General features: G+C 55.5%; 21 protein-coding genes and 1 tRNA gene. 3 read left to right on the top strand and 19 right to left on the bottom strand.

Annotation, left to right across the window (positions count from 1 at the left end):
- Positions 1-62 precede the first annotated feature (62 nt).
- The 4 genes from gap to JJU47_RS00360 all read right to left on the bottom strand — a co-directional run bounded on the left by gap (position 63) and on the right by JJU47_RS00360 (position 3,673).
- On the bottom strand, positions 63-1,070 hold the full coding sequence (gene gap, locus JJU47_RS00375) for a type I glyceraldehyde-3-phosphate dehydrogenase (RefSeq protein WP_228615598.1): 1,008 nt from the start codon (positions 1,068-1,070) through the stop codon (positions 63-65).
- A gap of 59 nt (positions 1,071-1,129) precedes the next feature.
- A complete protein-coding gene (locus tag JJU47_RS00370; RefSeq protein ID WP_228615597.1) occupies positions 1,130-2,158 on the bottom strand; it encodes a sugar-binding transcriptional regulator in 1,029 nt (342 codons plus the stop codon).
- 110 nt (positions 2,159-2,268) lie between these two features.
- Positions 2,269-2,526: a glutaredoxin family protein gene (locus JJU47_RS00365; protein WP_228615596.1), complete on the bottom strand. Its 258-nt coding sequence runs from the start codon at positions 2,524-2,526 to the stop codon at positions 2,269-2,271.
- Positions 2,527-2,530: 4 nt separating this feature from the next.
- Positions 2,531-3,673: an RNA polymerase factor sigma-54 gene (locus JJU47_RS00360; RefSeq protein ID WP_228615595.1), complete on the bottom strand. Its 1,143-nt coding sequence runs from the start codon at positions 3,671-3,673 to the stop codon at positions 2,531-2,533.
- Positions 3,674-3,794: 121 nt separating this feature from the next.
- On the opposite strand from JJU47_RS00360, the gene JJU47_RS00355 reads away from it, so the two are divergent.
- Positions 3,795-3,867: transfer RNA gene (locus JJU47_RS00355), tRNA-Arg, on the top strand.
- Between the two features lie 153 nt (positions 3,868-4,020).
- The gene (gene clpP, locus JJU47_RS00350; RefSeq protein WP_138859072.1) at positions 4,021-4,596 is read left to right on the top strand and encodes an ATP-dependent Clp endopeptidase proteolytic subunit ClpP; all 576 of its coding nucleotides are present in this window, start codon (positions 4,021-4,023) and stop codon (positions 4,594-4,596) included.
- A 36-nt stretch (positions 4,597-4,632) separates the two neighbouring features.
- On the opposite strand, the gene JJU47_RS00345 is transcribed toward clpP, so the two are convergent.
- The 12 genes from JJU47_RS00345 to hprK form a co-directional block, all read right to left on the bottom strand.
- Positions 4,633-5,064 (bottom strand): hypothetical protein, encoded by a 432-nt coding sequence (locus tag JJU47_RS00345; RefSeq protein ID WP_228615594.1) that lies wholly within the window; start codon positions 5,062-5,064, stop codon positions 4,633-4,635.
- 70 nt (positions 5,065-5,134) lie between these two features.
- Positions 5,135-5,659 (bottom strand): DUF2179 domain-containing protein, encoded by a 525-nt coding sequence (locus JJU47_RS00340; RefSeq protein ID WP_024370425.1) that lies wholly within the window; start codon positions 5,657-5,659, stop codon positions 5,135-5,137.
- 92 nt (positions 5,660-5,751) lie between these two features.
- On the bottom strand, positions 5,752-5,988 hold the full coding sequence (locus JJU47_RS00335; protein ID WP_024370426.1) for a hypothetical protein: 237 nt from the start codon (positions 5,986-5,988) through the stop codon (positions 5,752-5,754).
- 86 nt (positions 5,989-6,074) lie between these two features.
- Positions 6,075-7,028, bottom strand: a complete 954-nt coding sequence (gene whiA / locus JJU47_RS00330; RefSeq protein ID WP_228615593.1) for a DNA-binding protein WhiA — start codon at positions 7,026-7,028, stop codon at positions 6,075-6,077.
- Between the two features lie 30 nt (positions 7,029-7,058).
- Complete coding sequence (locus JJU47_RS00325) at positions 7,059-8,054, bottom strand: gluconeogenesis factor YvcK family protein (protein WP_228615592.1); 996 nt, start codon at positions 8,052-8,054, stop codon at positions 7,059-7,061.
- A gap of 1 nt (position 8,055) precedes the next feature.
- The gene (gene rapZ / locus JJU47_RS00320) at positions 8,056-8,928 is read right to left on the bottom strand and encodes an RNase adapter RapZ (RefSeq protein ID WP_024370429.1); all 873 of its coding nucleotides are present in this window, start codon (positions 8,926-8,928) and stop codon (positions 8,056-8,058) included.
- Positions 8,929-9,051: 123 nt separating this feature from the next.
- Complete coding sequence (gene trxB / locus JJU47_RS00315) at positions 9,052-10,005, bottom strand: thioredoxin-disulfide reductase (RefSeq protein WP_228615591.1); 954 nt, start codon at positions 10,003-10,005, stop codon at positions 9,052-9,054.
- Between the two features lie 68 nt (positions 10,006-10,073).
- Positions 10,074-11,546: a tetratricopeptide repeat protein gene (locus JJU47_RS00310; RefSeq protein ID WP_228615590.1), complete on the bottom strand. Its 1,473-nt coding sequence runs from the start codon at positions 11,544-11,546 to the stop codon at positions 10,074-10,076.
- Positions 11,547-11,841: 295 nt separating this feature from the next.
- Positions 11,842-12,324, bottom strand: a complete 483-nt coding sequence (locus tag JJU47_RS00305; protein ID WP_228615589.1) for an acyltransferase — start codon at positions 12,322-12,324, stop codon at positions 11,842-11,844.
- Positions 12,317-12,967: a pyrophosphatase PpaX gene (ppaX, locus tag JJU47_RS00300; protein WP_228615588.1), complete on the bottom strand. Its 651-nt coding sequence runs from the start codon at positions 12,965-12,967 to the stop codon at positions 12,317-12,319. Before ppaX ends, JJU47_RS00305 begins: the two co-directional genes overlap by 8 nt.
- Positions 12,967-13,785 (bottom strand): prolipoprotein diacylglyceryl transferase, encoded by an 819-nt coding sequence (gene lgt, locus JJU47_RS00295; RefSeq protein WP_228615587.1) that lies wholly within the window; start codon positions 13,783-13,785, stop codon positions 12,967-12,969. The genes ppaX and lgt overlap by 1 nt, the downstream gene beginning before the upstream one ends.
- Entirely contained in the window at positions 13,785-14,723 is a 939-nt protein-coding gene (hprK, locus tag JJU47_RS00290) for an HPr(Ser) kinase/phosphatase (RefSeq protein ID WP_228615586.1), read from the bottom strand. Before hprK ends, lgt begins: the two co-directional genes overlap by 1 nt.
- A gap of 153 nt (positions 14,724-14,876) precedes the next feature.
- Between hprK and JJU47_RS00285 the strand changes: the two genes are divergently transcribed.
- Complete coding sequence (locus JJU47_RS00285) at positions 14,877-15,233, top strand: hypothetical protein (RefSeq protein WP_228615585.1); 357 nt, start codon at positions 14,877-14,879, stop codon at positions 15,231-15,233.
- Between the two features lie 44 nt (positions 15,234-15,277).
- Here the strand turns inward: JJU47_RS00285 and JJU47_RS00280 are convergent, their stop codons facing one another.
- From JJU47_RS00280 to uvrA, 3 genes are all read right to left on the bottom strand, one after another.
- Positions 15,278-15,640 (bottom strand): hypothetical protein, encoded by a 363-nt coding sequence (locus JJU47_RS00280; protein ID WP_228615584.1) that lies wholly within the window; start codon positions 15,638-15,640, stop codon positions 15,278-15,280.
- A 61-nt stretch (positions 15,641-15,701) separates the two neighbouring features.
- On the bottom strand, positions 15,702-16,871 hold the full coding sequence (locus tag JJU47_RS00275; protein WP_228615583.1) for a DUF4097 family beta strand repeat-containing protein: 1,170 nt from the start codon (positions 16,869-16,871) through the stop codon (positions 15,702-15,704).
- Between the two features lie 65 nt (positions 16,872-16,936).
- Positions 16,937-19,609: excinuclease ABC subunit UvrA (gene uvrA, locus JJU47_RS00270; RefSeq protein WP_228615582.1), on the bottom strand; the 2,673-nt coding region annotated here is incomplete at its 5' end.

Below are 19,609 nucleotides of genomic sequence, written 5' to 3'. Positions count from 1 at the left end.
TAAATAGAGCGGAGAACAATCACTTGTTTCCGCTCCTATTTGATTCTATTTAGTTCACGAACTTACTTCGCGATTTCAGCGAAGTGCTTGAGTGTGCGAACCAATTGTGCAGTGTAAGACATTTCGTTGTCGTACCAAGCTACTGTCTTAACGAGTTGCTTGTCGCCGACTGTCATGACTTTCGTTTGCGTCGCGTCGAAGAGTGAACCGTACGTGATGCCGACGATGTCAGAAGAAACGATTTCGTCTTCAGTGTAGCCGTAAGATTCGTTCGCTGCTGCTTTCATCGCTGCGTTGATTTCGTCAACAGAAACTGTTTTCTCAAGAACTGTTACGAGTTCAGTGAGTGAACCTGTTGCAACTGGTACACGTTGTGCCGCACCGTCAAGTTTACCTTGAAGTTCTGGGATAACGAGACCGATCGCTTTAGCCGCACCAGTTGTGTTCGGTACGATGTTTGCTGCTGCCGCACGTGCACGACGGAAGTCGCCTTTAGGGTGTGGAGCGTCAAGCGTGTTTTGGTCGCCTGTGTAAGCGTGGATCGTTGTCATGAGACCTTCAACGATTCCGAACTGGTCTTGGAGAACTTTCGCCATTGGCGCCAAGCAGTTTGTCGTACATGAAGCACCTGAGATGACTGTTTCAGAACCGTCAAGGATCTCGTGGTTCGTGTTGAAGACGACAGTCTTCATGTCACCTGTAGCTGGAGCCGAGATGACAACTTTTTTCGCGCCAGCTTTCAAGTGAAGCTCCGCTTTTTCTTTGTCTGTGAAGAATCCAGTACATTCGAGAACGATGTCGACACCGAGCTCGCCCCATGGAAGTTCTTCTGGGTTGCGGTTAGCAAGTGTAACGACTTTCTCGCCGTTTACGAGGAAGTGACCGTCGTGTACTTCTACTTCTCCGTCGAAACGACCTTGTGTCGTGTCATACTTGAGAAGGTGAGCAAGCATCTTCGTGTCAGTCAAGTCGTTGATTGCAACAACTTCGACTCCTTCGTTCTTGATGATCTCGCGGAATGCCAAGCGTCCGATACGTCCAAATCCGTTAATACCAACTTTTACTGCCATAGTTAATTTCCTCCTTAGGGTAGAAGCTATTTATTGAAGAGCCAACGGGGGTCAACTCTTTAATAACACGTTAATAATTCTGTTGCCGCACCTTCGTCTGTGACGAGGATGATGTTCGGCGTATGTTTCGCATAAGCGGCAATCGCCTGCGCCTTCGACTTTCCTCCAGCGACTGCGATGACGGTGTCCATGTTGTCGAGCTCTTCTAATTGAATGCCGACCGTCTTGACCCGATGAACGATTTCTCCTTCTGCGTTGAAATAATATCCGAACGCTTCGGCGACGGCTTCATGCCGTTCGATCATCCGCAAATGCTCCGGTGTGGCGTGACGACGTTTTGCCATCGTTTCCGCCTCACCAATTCCATGTACCACTATTCGCGCCGCTCTAATCATTTCCAGCACATTTTTTATGCTAGGTTCCTCCACCATCCGCTCGAACGTCTCTTGAGAAACTTCGTCGGGAATATGAAGGAGATGATAGTCGGCATGGGCCCGGTCCGCCATGCGAGAGCAGACGGTGTTCGCTTGAAGTTCAAGCGTCTCGCCGAGGCCTCCGCGCGCTGGCACGAAATGCATCGGTCGTTCTTTCTTGTCGGGCGACATCATCGCCGCGACGGATGCCATCGTCGTCCCGCCTGTGACCGCGATAATATTGTCATCCGGTGCCAGTCGCGCTTTTAACTGCGTGACGGCGGCCCGGCCAATATCGCGCTGGACCCAGAACGTCTCGTCCGAATCTCCCGGTACGATGACGACTTGGCGAACGCCTAGCTTTTGCTCGAGTTCTCGCGCGACTTCTGAGATCCCAAGGATTTCTCCCATGACCTCATGCAAGTCCCGAAGAACGTTTCGGCCCGATTCCGTAAGGGAAATACCTTGAGTGGCGACTGTCAGCAGACCTTGGTCTTTTAAAAAGTCGACCTCTCGCCTTAAGATTCGTTCCGTCAGCCCGAGGCTTGTGGCCAATGTCCTGCGGCCGATCGGCTGCATCAAACGGACATAATGTAAGATGTCGTAACGATGTCGGAGCGTATCGAGCAGGTCTGGGACGATTTGCTTCTGAACATGAATCAGTTGCTGGATCATACCTCATTCCCCCTCGACCTCAAGTGTGGACATTTTTTGTCCCACTTTTATTTTTACGTCCCACCGCTACGAGTTCATCTTATCAATCACCTTTCCGTCTTGCAACCCCTCTAAACGTTTTTTTTCGATGTAAGCGTATACTTAACAAAATCTTCAACTTTGCTGCCATCATATCGCCCTTGACTAATGACCGTGTCTTCGTGTACGACGACGGGGATTTCGAACATGTACTTGGCCTCAAGCGCATCGTCCGTCGTGATATCGCTTAGTTCGAGCTCGAACGGATAGTCTTCTTTCAGCCATTCGAGCATGACGAACGCCTCTTCGCAAAGGGAGCAGTTGTCCCGGCGGTAAAGTGTCAGCTTCATTTATTTATTGCCCTCCTTTCCATAGTTGCCGTTCCCGCTCCCTCGAGTTTCCAAAACCGAGCGCTTCCCGATAGTTGGCCACCGTCCGTCGCGTCACATGATAATCCATCCGGGCGAGTTCTTCGGTGAGCGCTTTGTCGCTAAGCGGCGACGTCTCTTTGCGGATCAGTTCGGCGATCGCCCGCTTGATCATGAACGGCGACTGCCCTTGTTCTGTCGCTCGGACGAAGAAGTCGCGCCATGCCATCATCCCGCCCTCAGTCAACACGTACTTCCGTTGGATCGCCCGGCCGACCGTCGACTCGTGCTTCCCGATTTGTTCGGCGACTTCTTTTCGGGTGAGCGGATGCAAGACGAGCTCCCCTTTCAACCAGCCGGCTTGGCGCTCGGCGATGACGTCCCAAATCGCTTGAAGCGTCTCTGCGCGCATATTGAGCGTCTCTTGCCACCATTTCACGTCACGGTCCGGCACCGCTTTGGCGTCAAGCGTCGGGCTGAACCAAGTCGTCGTCAGCATCCCGTCGCTATAACTGACCTCGAGCTCCGGATAAATGTGCTCGGTTTCTTCATATAATAGCGGCGCTTTCGGAAGCGTGGCGATGATCCGGGTGACCCGGTCCACCTCTGCCGGCGTGATGCCGAGTCGGCTCGCGATGTCGGTGACGCCTGCCTCGATCGCTTCAAATACGTCCAAGACGAGCGGGTCGTCCTGCTCGATCGCATGGCGGTATTGACAGTCATGCTCGTCTTTCGCTCCTACCCCCGTCGGTTCGAGAAACAAGAGCGCCCGGCGCGCCGCCTCGACGTCGATCGGTTCGACGCCGAAACGAGTCGCGAGCGCAGCGTCCGTGTCCGGGAGCAAGCCTCGGTGATCGAGGGCGGTGACGAGTTGCCGTTGCAGCCGCTTCTCTACTTCCGTCCCGCTCCCGTCCTCGATTTGGGCGAACAGCCTTGCTTCGAACCCTGCCCCAGCCTCGGCGATCCAATCGATCGCGCCGCTCCCTGCCGCGACGTTTTTGTTGCGCGCCGACATGCGGGCGAGCTGAAAGACGAGCGCGGCCCGGTCCGCCTCTAAAACCGGCAACCGCCGCAGCATGTCTTGTGTCAGTTGCTGCCGTTGTACTTGTTGCTGTTCTTGCCGTTGCATCGGTCTTCCCCCTCTCGCTTTCATTGTAGCCGAACCGTCCGAACCACGCTGAAAAAAAAGTGACGACAACAGGATTGCTTTTTTAAAAAAACAAATGTATAATAAATCGTGTCAGAGACATGCACCCGTAGCTCAGGGGATAGAGCACTGGTTTCCGGTGCCAGGTGTCGGGAGTTCGAATCTCTCCGGGTGTATCATATGTAAGAGGTCAGGCAATCGCCTGGCCTCTTTTTTCGTTTTAGAAAGCGGGAATGGTGGAATAGGTGAAAAACGATGACTATCGTTTGACCAACATTGACTATAGCGGTATGATATGTTTACAACCTACATAAAAGGAGGCAGATTCAATGTTAATTCCAACAGTTATCGAACAAACAGGTCGCGGGGAACGCGCGTACGATATTTACTCACGCTTGCTCAAAGACCGCATCATCCTTCTCGGGAGTGCGATTGACGACAACGTCGCCAACTCGATCGTCGCTCAGCTCCTCTTCCTTGCAGCTGAGGATCCAGACAAGGATATCTCGCTTTACATCAACAGCCCAGGTGGTTCGATCACTTCCGGAATGGCGATTTATGACACGATGAACTTCATCAAGCCAAACGTGTCGACGATTTGTATCGGAATGGCCGCATCGATGGGCGCCTTCTTGCTCCAAGCCGGTGAAAAAGGGAAACGCTTCGCATTGCCGAACGCGGAGATCATGATTCACCAACCGCTCGGCGGCACGCAAGGTCAAGCATCGGACATTAAGATCCATGCGGAACGGATCATCAAGATGCGTGAGAAATTGAACCAAATCATGGCCGACAACACGGGTCAGCCGCTTGAAGTCATCGAGCGCGACACTGAGCGCGACTACTTCATGTCAGCTGAACAAGCGAAAGACTACGGTCTTATCGACAAAGTCATGACACGCTAATCGTCTGAACCCCTTCTCACTCGAGAAGGGGTTTTTTTATTCTGGGACGATGACGCCAAATACGTATCGGCTGTCGCCATGCTGCCACTCCCCGCCGGTCTCGAACACGTACGTGCCCGGCTCCGTCGGGACGACTTTTTCCGAAGCGACGAGCTCGCCGTCGATGATCCGATGGAACGTCTCCCGTTTCGGTGTTTCATGGAACTCGACGTTGATTGCTGCACCCGGTTCGACCGTCACGAGTTGCAAATCGTCCGCCTCCGGCAAGGCGTGGTCTTCACAGACGGCCTCGCTCCCGTTCGACCAGCAATACGTCGATTGTTTCACTTCGGCCGTCACCGACCCGACGCGGACCGTCGGGAGCGGCGGTTTCGTCCCGGAAGCGCCCTGCCATGACGACAACGTGTACACCAGCCCTCCGGCAATCAATAGCCCAATCACTAACAACCACATCCCTGTTCGTCTCATCCGATTCACTCCTTTTGCCTGTCTATTCCCGTTCCAACAAAAAAAGACCCACTTTCGTGAGTCTACCTCGTCATTTCGGGCGCCGTAGCCCTTTCAACATATAGCCGCCTTTAAAGTCGACCGGGTCGAACGCGACGAGAAACGCTTTCGGTTCGTAATGCTCGACGAGTTCGCGCAACTCTTTCATCCGCGTCCGTGCCGCTAAGACGTCGAGGCGATAGCGGACCCCGTCACGGCCTTGGCCTTGATAGTGGGTCACCCCATAACCGCTGTCGCGCATCTTTTGGATGAGCTCGGCCGGGAACTCTTGCGTGTGCACTTGAATCATGTTGTACCCGATGGCAAGTTTCCGCTCGACGAATCCGCCGACGAGAATCCCGAGTCCAAACCCGAGCGCGTAGACGAGCATTCCGAGCGTCGTCAAATCTTGGAACACGATCCCGAGCGCGAAGATGTAGATGAGCGTCTCGAGCGTCCCGAACATCGCCGCGATGACCGTTTTCCCTTTGACGAGCATAATCGTGCGGAGCGTGAGCACCGGAACGAAGAGTAGTTGTAGCATTAAAATGAGCAGCAGTTGGCTCGCTTGTCCCATAGGATTGCCCTCCAATCAATTCAATATCTCCACTATTCCAAATTTCCGGGGTGGATGCAACCAAAAAAGGCTGACCGCAGTCAGCCTTTTACTCAGTTATCTAAGTTGCGGACACTTGTGAGCAACTCATAATCCTTACGGATGACTTGATAGATTGCGTTCGTGTTGCCTGAAAGCATCTCTTCTGCCCGCAATTGGTTGAGGAAGAGGCTCGTCGCAAACGTCACGAGTGCGCTTTTTGGAATCCCGATTTCTTTTGCACGCTCAGTGATGACGCGGTCTAGCTCAGCGTCGATCGTGAGCGAAAGTCGTTTCTTATCATTCGCCATAATCATAAAGCTCCTTTAGTTCGCTTTTCAAAATCCTATACACAATTGCTAATTATATAGGAAGAATGGTTTTGACGCAACCGGCGTCACGAAGAGCTGATTTCCTCACCGTTCCGTACTTTCTCGGCGATCTGGTCGATCTTCCGGAGCCGGTGGTTGATCCCCGACTTCGAGATCGGTCCCGTCTCGAGCATTTCTCCGAGTTCCTGCAGCGACACGTCCTGATGTGTGACGCGCAGCTCGGCGATTTCACGCAGTTTCACCGGCAACACTTCAAGGCCGACCGTCCGTTCGAGATACTTGATGTTCTCGACTTGGCGGAGTGCCGCCCCGACCGTCTTGTTCAAGTTGGCCGTCTCACAGTTGACGAGCCGATTCACCGAGTTGCGCATGTCTTTAATGATTCGTGCGTCCTCGAAGTCGAGCATGCCGCGCGTCGCCCCGATCAACTTCAAAAAGTCCGAGATTTTCTCACTCTCTTTAATGTAGAGGATGTGCCCTTTTTTCCGTTCGAGCGTCTTCGCATTCAAGCCGAAGCGATTGGCGAGGTCACGGAGCGCCTGGTTATGGTTCTCATACAGGCTGTACACTTCAAGATGGTACGACGACGTCTTCGGGTGATTGATCGACCCGCCGGCAAGGAAAGCACCGCGCAAGTAGGCACGAGCCAAATTCTCGTCGCGCGTCATGTCTGAGTTGAGCGTCCGAATCATCTCGTAGTTCTCTCCGAGGATCTCGAGGTCACGCAACATCGTCTCGGCGTGCTGAGACACGCGGACGATGTAGACGTTGTTTTTCTTCAGCCGCATTTTCTTCCGGACGAACAAGTCGAGATGGTGGTCGTACAGCCGTTTCATGAGGGAATAAATCCGACGGGCGATGGCCGCGTTCTCCGTCGAGACGTCGAGCGTCATGCCGCGCCCGAGAGCGAGCGAGATGACACCGTTCATCCGGACGAGAGCGGACAGTTCCGCCTTCGCCTCGGGGTCGGTCACCTCGAGTTGTGTCAATTCTTTCTTGACGTCTGAGGCAAAGCTCATCGCGTTCCCCTCCTTTCTCTGTCTTTCATTCTATTTCAATTCAAGCTCCTGGAACGAGCGTGGTTTCTTGATTCGCAACACACGTTGCATGACGAGCCCGGCAATCGCATCCGAGTCGTGACGGATGTAGTCGCGGTTATAGTCGACGATATCTCCGGCCAAGACGTTCGTTCCGTGATTGCGGAGCTTCTTCCGGTCAAACCGGACTTCTTCCGAACCGTCCTCGAGGTACCGTTCTAAATACCCGTCCTCGATCGGCTCGTTGTTGACGACGATCGTATCGATCGACGCCTTGCCGAGGTACGCCTCGACCGCTTTCAAGTGCTTCATCGCATCGTACCCTTTCGTCTCGCCCGGCTGGGTCATGACGTTACATATATAGACGACAGGAACTCCGGCGTCGACGATCGCTTCCCGCACTTCCGGGATCAACAAGTTTGGAATGATACTCGTGTAAAGGCTGCCGGGACCGAGCACGATGACGTCGGCTCCTTTGATCGCCTCGACGACGCCTGGTGCCGGCTTGATGCCGTCCTCGAGCAAGAACAACCGTTTGATCGGCTTCTCGACGAGCGGGATCTTCGACTCGCCTTTGACGATCGTGCCGTCCTCAAACTCGGCCGCGAGCGTCATGAGCGTCTCCGTGACCGGGAGCACCCGGCCTTGGGCGTTCAACAGTTGCGACAAGACGTCGACCGCCTTGACGAACGACCCTTCACAAATATGCGTCGCCGCCGTCAACATGAGGTTGCCGAGCGAATGCCCTTCGAGCCCGTAACCGCTGTCGAACCGATACTGTAAGATCTTGTCCATGAGCGGCTCGACTTCAGACAAGGCGAGGATGACGTTGCGGATGTCTCCTGGCGGCAACATGTGGAACTCGTCGCGAAGCCGTCCTGAGCTCCCGCCGTCATCTCCGACCGTGACGATGGCCGTGATGTCGAGCGGATAATGCTTCAACCCACGTACGAGTGTCGATAATCCCGTCCCGCCGCCGATGGCGACGACTTTTCGATCGCGTCTCATCTTATTTCTCCTTCGTCGCGTGCGCTAAGTCGCGATGGACGGTCTTGACGTTGTAGCGCTCCGCGAAATGTTCCGATACTTTTTCGGCGAACGTGATCGATCGATGCTTCCCGCCCGTACAACCGAAGGCGACGACGACTTGCGTCTTGCCTTCCCGCTTGTACTGCGGCAACAAGAATTCGAGCATGTCGATCAACTTTTTATAGAACGCCCGCGCCTCGGGATGCGACATGACGTATTCCTGCACTTCGCTCGTCTGACCCGTGAGCGGACGGAGCTCCGGGATGTAGAACGGGTTCGTGATGAAACGGACGTCGAACAACAAATCGATGTCGAGCGGCACGCCGTGCTTGAATCCGAACGACATGAAGTTGACCGTGAACGGGATGCGCTCTTCATTGAACTGGAGCAAGATCCGGTCTTTGAGCATTTGCGGTTTCAAATCACTCGTGTCGTACAGCGTGTGCGCCCGGTCGCGGAACCCTTCGAGCAGTTCACGCTCCATCTGGATGCCGACGAGCGGCGCGTCTTCCGGTGCGAGCGGATGCGACCGGCGCGTCTCTTTATAACGCCTTACGAGCACTTCGTCGCGCGTGTCGAGATAAAGCAGGTGCGGGTGCACGCTCTTTTGTTCTAAGTCATCGATGACGATGAACAGACTGTCGATGAAGTCCCGCGTTCGCGTGTCGATGGCGACCGCGATCTTCGGACGGACCGAGCTGATGACATCGATCAATTGCGGCAACAAGACCGGCGGCAAGTTATCGACGCAAAAATAGCCAAGGTCCTCGAAGCTATTCATCGCGACCGATTTCCCGGCCCCGCTCATCCCGCTGATGATGATCAATTCTTCTAATCCTTTAAAGTCTTCCATATCGCTGACGCCCCCTTATTTTGACAACCGAGCCGTGTGTGTAGCTCTCTTCAACCTTTAGTATAGCGAACGCTCGAAAAAAAGAGAAGGGATTGCGGTCGCCCGCAATGCCTTCTCCGTAAATCACGCGTTTTGTTCGTGCAACGCCTCGAGGAGTCCCTCGATGTAATGTTGCGCGTTTTGCGCGGCAATCGATCCGTCGTTCGTCGCGGTGACGACTTGGCGGAGCGTCTTGTCGCGAACGTCTCCGGCCGCGAAGATCCCAGGGATCTTCGTCTCCATCGCTTCGTTCGTGACGATGTAGCCTTGCTCGTTCGTGATGCCGAGGTCTTTGACGAAGCCCGTGATCGGGTTCATGCCGATGTAGATGAACACGCCGTCAATCGTATGCTCCGACTCCGTGCCGTCAACCGTGCTGACGAGACGGGCGCCGCCGACCTTGCCGTTGTCTTCTGTGATCTCTTTCAACGTATGGTTCCAGATGAAGTCGATTTTCGGGTTGTCGAACGCCCGTTTTTGCAAGATCTTTTGCGCGCGAAGCTCGTCGCGGCGGTGGACGATCGTCACTTTGTTCGCGAAACGTGTCAAGAACACACCTTCTTCGACGGCAGAGTCGCCGCCGCCGATGACGAACAAGTCTTTCCCTTTGAAGAACGCCCCGTCACAGACCGCACAGTACGATACACCGCGGCCGCCGAGCTCTTCTTCGCCCGGAACGCCGATTTTCTTGTACTGGGCGCCTGACGCGAGGATGATCGCCCGCGCTTTGTAGTCGCGGTTATGGGCGTGTACGACTTTAACTTCTTGCTCATCCGAGATGCTCTGGACATCGCCGTACGCATATTCCGCGCCGAACGCTTTCGAGTGGTCGAACATCTTTTGAGACAGGTCCGGTCCGAGGATGCTGTCGTACCCTGGATAGTTTTCGATATCTTCCGTGTTCGCCATCTGGCCACCCGGGATGCCTCGCTCGATCATGAGTGTCGACAAGTTGGCGCGCGACGCGTAAAGCGCCGCCGTCATGCCGGCTGGGCCGGCCCCGATGATGATGACGTCATAGATTTTTTCTTCTGTCATTAGGATTCCACCTCTGCATGAAATTGATTGACTTCAGTATATGAAACCTAGGGAGGTATCGTCTATCTTTATGCTCGTTCGAGTTCTTGCTTGAACGAACGGATCGTCTCCGTCAACGTGTCGACCGTGATACCGAACGCGTCGGCACAGTCTGAAAGGACGAGCGCGTCCCGTTTCGCATAAAACATCCAGACGAGCGCCGCGGCCGATGCCTTGACGTCATCGAACGTGTGCCCGGTGAGCAACAAACGAGAGAACCGTTCATAGAAGTCACCTTCTAGGCTCATCTGTTCTGCTTCCGGGACGTGTCGTTCAGCGACGAGGAGCGCTTCATACGCCCGCTCGATCCGTTTGTCGCCTCGGTAAGGTGCCGCACAGATGTTGGCCCGGCACTTCTCGGCGAAGGCGATGACCGTCTCGTTGTCCGTGACCGTGTTCGTCAGCGCGAGTGCCTCGAACGCCTCATCGTCTTCAAGCTTCGAGATGATGCGTATGATCTCGACGCGCGCCAAATCGTCTTCTTGACGCAAGCCTTGGACGAGCGCCGAACGGAACTCGAGGTTTTCCCGAATATCGAACGACGGCTTGGCTTCGAATTGTTTCAACGCCTCACCGTTCAAATAGGTCGCCGCTTCTTCAAGACGTCCGGTCTTGTAGGCGGAGACGCTGAGCCAATGCCCAAACAGTGAATCCCCACGGAAGCCCCGCTCTTGCAAGAGACGGAGTTCTTCATAGGCGTGATCGTAATGTCCGACGAGCGCGAGCGTCGTCGCGAGTTTATAGCGCATCTCGAATTGGAGCGGACGGACGCGAGTGAGTGGTGCCGACAAGTGGAGCGCCGCAGCCGATTGGCCGGCCTCGTGGAGCAACATGATCGTGTTCAAGATCGCGTGCAAGTTGCCAGGGTTCTCATCGAGCACGTATTCGAGTGTCTCGAACGCCGTCTCATCGTTTCCGAGATAAAAGTGGACGATGGCCAAGTTGTTATACGCCGGCCAAAACGCCGGATACCGGTCGATCAACCGTTCGAGCGTCGACTTGGCGGCGAAGAGCCGGCCTTTGTCGATTTGACGCTGCGCCTCGGTGTGCCACGTGATCAATTCGTCTTCTTCCTCATCCTCGAGCTCTTGTTCGAGTTCGATCAGTTCGAGCAAGGATTGGACCGACTCGGCGTACGGGCCGTGTGCTTCTTTTTCAAGGTAACGGCTCGCGTACGTCGCCGCTTCTTCATATTGTGAGATGTAGGCACAGTTGCTCGCGAGGTGATAAAGGGCCTCTGTCGCCGTATCATCGAGTTCAAGCACCCGTTTCCACACGTCGTTGGCGTGGTAGACCTCTCCTACTTCAAATAACAGTTCAGCGTACTGTTTATGATAGTCGACGCGATGCGTGGCGGCTGTCGTAGCTTCAGCCATGAAAAAAGTCGCTTCATCTAGGCGACCTTCTCGTAACGCACGACGACCTCTATAGTAGTGGAGCTCCGCAGCGAGCGGAGATTCTGGTTCGGGTAGCGTCATTAGTGCTTCATAGTTCGCTTCCATATTCTAAATCCCCCACATCAGTTCTTAATCATTTTTTAGTTGCAGGGTTAAGAATACCGCACTCAATCCGCGAGGGCAACTGAAAAACTTAAAAAAAATCGGGACTATATTCCTTCTATAATGAATATATTTTATAGGGTACTCAAAAAGCTTTTCAGCAAAAACATGCATCCACGCTTCAAGCCCATGAAGACACAAAAAAGCGGCATCACTTGTTTAAAATGTGATACCGCTCAAGTATTTTCCAGACGTGACATTCATCACGCCGGTAAAATGATTTCGTGCTAAATTGTGTCTATTTCGTGTCGACCGTCTGCAGTTTGGCCCCGATGACGTGCTCGCCCGGCAAGACGTCGCGGTGGACGACAGCACCGGCACCGACGACGGCCCGGTCACCGATCGTGACACCCGGCAAGATCGTCACGTTCGCCCCGATCAACACGTCGTCCCCAATGCGCACGTCCCCGATCCGATACTCATCGACGAGATATTCGTGGCAAAGGATCGTCGTGTTGAAGCCGACGACCGTGTTGCGGCCGATCGAGATGCGTTCCGGGAACATGACGTCCGGCGTCACCATGAGGGCGAGCGCGCTGTACGGTCCGATGTCCATGCCGAGGAACGTCCGGTAAAGCCAACGCTTCGCCTTCACTGACGGGAAGAACCGTCCGATCAGCACGACCGTCGTGTTTTTAAAGACGCGGAAGAACCGGATCGTCCGGTACATCTGCCAGAGCGGGTTCGGCCCATCGAGACGGAACCGTTCCGTCTTACGCATGGACCGTGACCTCGTCGAGCCACGCCTCGAAATGTTCCATCGAGTCGATGATGACGTCCGGCTCGAGCGCCTCGAGGAACGCTCGGCCTTTCAAGGCCCATCCGACGGCGACCGTCTTCGTCCCGGCGTTCTTGCCGCTGAAGATGTCCGTGTCATTGTCCCCGACCATGACGGCCCGGTCCGCAGTCGAACCGAGCGCGCGGAGCGCCTGCTCGACCGGTTCGGCGTGCGGCTTCTCGTTCTCGACGTCATCGGCTGTGACGACGACGCCGAAGAAGTGGTCGATGTTGAACAAGCGTAGGCCGTGTTCAACGACCGGGCGCCCTTTCGACGTGACGACGCCGAGCTTGTACCCTTTCGCGTGTAGGCGATGCAGTCCGTCGATCACACCCGGATACTCAGCGACGAGCGCGTCGTGCATCGCGATGTTGAAGCTGCGGTAAAATGCCTGCATCTCTTTCCACTCCGGCTCATTCAATTCGCGGAACGACTTCTCGAGCGTCGGCCCGATGAACGGGTACAAGTCCTCATCCCGGTACGTCTCTTCCGGAAAGTAGTAACTGAGCGTATGGCGGAAGCTCGCGAGGATGAGCGGGTTCGTGTCGAGCAACGTTCCGTCCAAATCAAATAACAACGTATCCATCAATCGAACAGTCCTTTCTCTGAAGGGTCATTGTAACGTTTCGCTTTCCGGCGCACGACCATCATGACGATCCCGAAGATGATCATCGCGATCGAGACGAGTTGGGCCGTCCGCAAGTCACCGGCCATGAGGCTGTCGGTGCGGAGTCCTTCGATGTAGAAGCGGCCGATCGAGTACCAGACGAGGTATGACAAGAAGATGTAGCCGCGCGGCGGGTTGCCGACCATGCGCCAGACGACGAGCAAGATGACGCCGATGATGTTCCAGACGCTCTCGAACAAGAACGTCGGCAAGTAATACGCCCCGTCGATATACATCTGGTTGACGATCCAATCCGGAAACAACAACGTCTCTTTCAAGAAACGACTCGTCGTCTCGGCGCCGTGTGCTTCTTGGTTCATGAAGTTGCCCCAGCGCCCGACGGCTTGTCCGAGCAGAAGCGACGGCGCCAAGATGTCCGTCACTTTCCAAAACGACATCGACTTGCGCATGCTGTAGATGATGACGACGAGCAAGGCCCCGAAGATGGCGCCGTGAATCGCGATCCCACCTTGGCGGATATCGATGATTTGCCCGAGGTTTTGGCTGTAGTAATCCCATTGGAAGACGACATAGTAGAGGCGGGCGAAGACGATGCTGATCGGGATCGACCAGATGACGACGTCGACGAGCCGCTCCGAGTCATAGTTGATGCGTTTCGCCTCGAACAAGGCGAGGACGAGTCCGAGCATCGCCCCGAAAGCGATGATCATCCCATACCAGTAGATCGGGAGCGACCCGATTTCAAACGCTACACGGTCAAACGTCGGTTCCACCATTATTCCATGTCTCCTTCGTTATCGTGGATCGCGTTCGCGAGGCGCTCGGCGAACTCTTCCGCGGTATTGATGCCCATGTTTTGCAGGCGATAGTTCATCGCAGCGACTTCGACGATGACGGCCAAGTTGCGTCCCGGACGGACCGGGATCGTGAGGAGCGGCACTTCGCTGTCGATGATCTTCATCGTATTGTGGTCGAGCCCGACACGGTCATACACTTTGCCCGCATCCCAGTTCTCAAGATTGATGATCAAGCTGATCTTCTTATGCGAACGGACGGCGCCGGCCCCGAAGAGCGTCATGACGTCGATGATGCCGATCCCGCGAATCTCGAGCAAGTGACGAATCAGTTTCGGTGCCGATCCGACGAGCAGTTGGTCGCCCGTCTGACGAATCTCGACCGAATCGTCGGCGACGAGGCGATGCCCCCGCTTGACGAGTTCGAGCGCGGTCTCGGATTTCCCGACGCCGCTTTGACCTTTGATGAGGACTCCGACGCCGTAAATGTCGACGAGCACACCGTGCATCGCCGTCATCGGTGCGAGTTCCATCTCGAGGAAGTTCGTGATCTGTGACTCGATCGACGTCGTCACCGCGTTCGTGCGCATGAGCGGCACGTTCGCCGCCTCAGCCTCTTCTTCGATTTCTTTCGGGATATCGAAGCCGCGAGTGATGAGGATGCCCGGTGTCGATTCCGTGCACAAAATCTTCGCCCGCTCGCGCCGGCTCTCTTCGGACAGGCTCGCGTAGAACGTGAGCTCCGTCTTGCCGAGCACTTGCAGGCGATTTTTCGCATAGTGGGTATAGTAGCCGGCGAGGACGAGCCCCGGGCGACTGAGGTCTGGTGTGGCGACCGGACGATGGAGTCCTTCTTCACCTGAAATGACTTGAAGTTTGAAGCGCTCAACGAGTTGAGCCGTACGTACGATATTTTGCATGAGTATCTGCCCCTTTCACGCTCATTATTGTATCATAGCTCTCACGCATTCGCGTTAGTGAAAGTGAGGCGGGACGTGTCGGAAAAAAGAAGTGAAACTAATCGGTCGGGATTTCGTAGAACGGGTATAGACCGATAGAGGAGGTGAATACTCATGAACTCACTATTTTGGATTGCCATCGTCTTTATTGTTATCGTCGGAATCGCGGCGCTCGTCTATTTAATCAAGTCGCTCATCGACATGTGGCGCGAGTACGCCGCCACGAAAAACGAGACCGTGCTCTTGTTGTTCATCTTGAACATCGTCGGCGTCTTCTTGTCGGGCTCGCTCCTGTCGATGATCGTCGCCATCATCTTCTACTGGAACCGGTCGAAGATGATGCGGAACCTCGGGATTTTCTTGCTCATCGCCGGCCCGATTTTGATCATCCTGTTGATCATCGGCTCGTTCACGTTGTACGACGCCCCGATGATGGACTGGGAACAGATGGAATACGAAATGAATCTATGACGAAACAACGCCCGGAGGCACGATGCCTTCGGGCGTTGTTATTGTCATTCGCTCGGCATATAGCCGACCACTTCATTCGATTCCGGAGCGATCAAGACGGTCGGGACGCCGACGACACTGTCCGGTTTCGCCTCAAACGAGACGGCGAGTGCTTCTTCGTCCTTATACGTGTCGTCCAGGAGCTCATAGTCATCATCGATCACGACGCGACTTACGTCGGCGTTTCGTCCACCGTCGACCGCCGCTTCTTCCCAATTCCGTGCGGTGACGTACGCCCATGCGACAGCAATCGCTTCGTCACCGCCCTCCGTCTCGTTCACGTTGACGACCCGTTGCTGTTCATCACACCCGCCGAGCAACAGCGCCGCGATCATCATCCACCCGATTGACGGACCGGCTATCCTCATCTCGTTCCTCCTCCCTTTCATGGATAAAAGAAACCCGAAGGCAACGCCTCCGGGTCATAGATCACTTCTGATGGAACGGGTTGTTCAAATCGCCCGGATTGACCGGGTCGACCGGATCAACCGGTTCGAGCTTGTCTTCCTCGAGGAACGTCGACGGCGTGTGTTGTGAACCGTGTTCGAGGTCGATCGTTCCGGTACGTGTCCCGGCTTCGACTTCGATGCGCGGCGTCTGGCCGCGGCCTGACATGAACTCGAGACGGCGCTGGGCGACGTCTTTGCGGTCACGGACGATTTCGAGTTCGTCCAAGTTGCAATGGAGTCCACCGAAGTTCGTCTCGAGCTCGCCTTCGACCTCGACGCCGTGCGGCAAGACGAGACGGACGTTACCGGCGAGCGAGGCGAGTTCGAACTTGGCCGCACGAGCCGTCGCGAGCTCGGCCCGGATGTTGCCGTTCCCGGTTTTGAGCGACGCTTTGTCATACTTCCCGCTCACGATGACCGCGCCGTTGCCGGTGCGGACGTGAACGAGTTCCGATTCGACACCGCCGACCTCGACCGTGCCGTTGCCCGTGTTGAGCAGTAGCTCCGAAGCGTGTACTTCATGGAGCACGACCCGGCCGTTCGCCGTCTGGACGCGGACGCTCTCGACGTCGAGCCCGTCGGCACGGACTTCCCCGTTAAGTGTCTGGACATGAAGATGGTCGAAATGATGATGCGGGACGAACAGTTCGACGTGCGCCCGGACGAGCTTGTCGCGAAGCGAGACGACGAGACGGTCACCGATGACGGAGTGCTTCACCGCCGATTGGAGCTGTTCGAGCGCCTTGTCCGCATCTTGTTGACGGAGCGGTCGGCCCGTCACGATCAGTTCACACTCTTCGTTGTCCGACGAGACAATCGTCGCCGAGGCGTTGAACAAGTCGAGCGAGATGTCTTTCCCGGTGAACGGGAACGATTTCGAATACGTCACTTCCGGTCCGAAGTTCGAGCTGAACGAGAAGTCGCTGTCACGAAGCTTCGTGACGAGCCCTTCGACCGCTGACGTCAGTTTCGTCGTCAGCGACTCGACCGAGTAAGCGTCGACCTTTTCCGTCTCTTGATACTCGTCGAGCGCTTGGACGCGCTCCGGCTCTAACTTCTCGAGCCGTTCGAGTTGGGTCATGCCCTCCTCGATCGTCAACTTGCCGTCTTTTACTTGCTGGAGAATCAGTTCACGCATTTCTTGTTTCACGTTCGTTTCCCCCTTTGATTTGGTTACACGTCAATCATGTTCCCGTTTCTCATCATTTCTATACCTTACTTCCGTTTTCCTGCTTTCGGTTTGGCCCGGGCCGCATCGCGCTCTAGCACCGGCTTCAAATACTTGCCGGTGTAGGAAGCTGTGACTTCGGCGACTTCTTCCGGCGTGCCCGTGGCGACGATCATCCCGCCGCCGTCCCCGCCTTCAGGACCGAGATCGATCAAGTAGTCGGCTGACTTGATGACGTCCAAGTTATGCTCGATGACGAGCACCGTGTCCCCGTTCTCGACGAGGCGCTGGAGCACTTTCAACAAGCGCGCGATATCGTCGACGTGAAGACCGGTCGTCGGTTCGTCCAAAATGTAAATCGTCTTCCCGGTCGACCGCTTATGGAGCTCAGAGGCGAGCTTGACGCGTTGCGCTTCCCCGCCCGACAGTTCGGTCGCCGGTTGGCCGAGTTTCATATAGCCGAGACCGACGTCATGGATCGTCTGGATCTTCCGCTTAATTTTCGGAATTTTGTCAAAGAATTCGAGCCCTTCCTCGATTGTCATGTCGAGCACATCGGCGATCGTCTTGCCTTTATACTTCACTTCGAGCGTCTCCCGGTTGTAACGTTTCCCGTGACAGACCTCACACGGGACGTAGACGTCCGGCAGGAAGTGCATCTCGATCTTGATGATGCCGTCCCCGCGGCACGCCTCGCAGCGTCCGCCTTTGACGTTAAAACTGAAGCGGCCTTTCTTATAACCGCGCATCTTCGCCTCGTTCGTCGTGGCGAACACGTCGCGGATATCGTCGAACACGCCCGTGTACGTCGCCGGGTTCGACCGCGGCGTCCGCCCGATCGGGGACTGGTCGATGTCGATGACTTTGTCGATCTGGTCGAGTCCTTCGATTTTCTTATGCTTCCCGGGCTTCGCTTTCGCCCGGTTAATATGGTGGGCGAGCGACTTGTACAAAATCTCGTTGATGAGCGTCGACTTCCCGGAACCGGAGACGCCTGTCACGGCGATGAACATACCGAGCGGGATTGAGACATCGACCCCTTTCAAGTTATTCTCTTCCGCCTTCAAAATTTTCAAGAAACGGTCGTCCGGCACTTTGCGCTCGGCCGGGAGCGGGATGAATTTCTTGCCGGCCAAATATTGACCGGTGAGCGATTTCCGGTTTTTCATGAGCTGCTTCGGCGTGCCGGCGGCGATGACTTCGCCCCCGTGCTCGCCCGCTCCCGGCCCGATGTCGATCAAGTAGTCAGCTTCCATCATCGTGTCCTCGTCGTGCTCGACGACGATGAGGGTGTTGCCGATGTCGCGCATCTGTTTGAGCGTCGCAATCAAGCGGTCGTTGTCGCGCTGATGGAGCCCAATTGACGGCTCGTCCAAGACGTACAAGACGCCCGTGAGCCGTGAACCGATTTGCGTCGCGAGACGAATCCGTTGCGCTTCTCCGCCCGAGAGCGTCCCGGCCGCCCGCGACAACGTCAAGTAGTCGAGCCCGACGTTGTTCAAGAAGCTGAGCCGCTCGCAAATCTCTTGTAAGATCAAGCGCGCGATAGCGATGTCTTTCTCGCTCAATTCGTTCATGATCGAATCGAACAGTTTGATCGCGTTGACGACAGACAACTCGGTCACGTGCCCGATATGTTGCCCTGTGATCTTGACGGCGAGCGTCTCTTCTTTCAAACGATAGCCGTTACACGTCGGACAGGCGTGCGTCGCCATGTACATCTCCATCTGTTCGCGAATATAGTCGGACGTCGTCTCTTTATAGCGGCGCTCGATGTTGCGCAGCACTCCTTCAAAGAAGATCGTGTTCGTCCGGACTTGGCCGAAGTCGTTCTCATATCGGAACAAGAACGACTCTTCGTCCGTTCCTTTCAAGACGAGATTTTGGTCCCGTTCCGACAACCGTTCGAACGGCACGTCCATGTCGATGTCAAAGTGGTTGCACATCGCGGCGAGCAGTTGCGGGTAGTATTGGGAACTCGTCGGTTGCCATGCGGCGACCGCGCCTTCTTTCAACGTCTTCGTCGGGTCCGGAATGACGAGCTCCGGGTCGACGTCAAGTTTCGTTCCGAGTCCGTCGCATGTCGGACATGCGCCGAACGGCGAGTTGAACGAGAACATGCGCGGTTCGAGCTCACCGATCGAAAAGCCGCAAATCGGGCAGGCGTGGTGTTCGCTGAAGAGCAGTTCCGACCCGTCCATCTTGTCGATGATGGCCCGGCCGTCGGCGAGGCGGAGCGCCGTCTCGAGTGAGTCGGCGAGACGTCCTTCGACGTCTGGTCGGACAACGAGCCGGTCGACGACGACCTCGATCGAATGTTTCTTGTTTTTGTCGAGCTCGATGTCATCGGTCAACTCGACCGTTTCCCCGTTGACGCGGACGCGGACGAACCCTTCTTTTTTGAGCGAGTCGAACACTTTGACGTGCGTCCCTTTTCGTCCGGAGACGATTGGCGCCAAGATTTGCAGCCTTGTCTTCTCGGGCAGTTCCATCACTTGGTCGACCATTTGCGAGATCGTCTGGCTCGAGATCTCGATGCCGTGGTTCGGACAGACCGGTTTGCCGATGCGGGCGAACAAGAGGCGTAAGTAATCGTAAATCTCGGTGACCGTCCCAACGGTCGAGCGCGGGTTCCGGCTTGTCGTCTTTTGATCGATCGAGATGGCCGGACTGAGTCCCTCGATTGTATCGACGTCCGGTTTGTCCATCTGCCCGAGGAA

The sequence above is a fragment of the Exiguobacterium sp. genome, assembly GCF_020832205.1.
GTDB lineage: Bacteria > Bacillota > Bacilli > Exiguobacteriales > Exiguobacteriaceae > Exiguobacterium.
The sequence above is the reverse complement of the archived record's forward strand: the minus strand, read 5'-3'. Positions and strand labels throughout refer to the sequence as shown.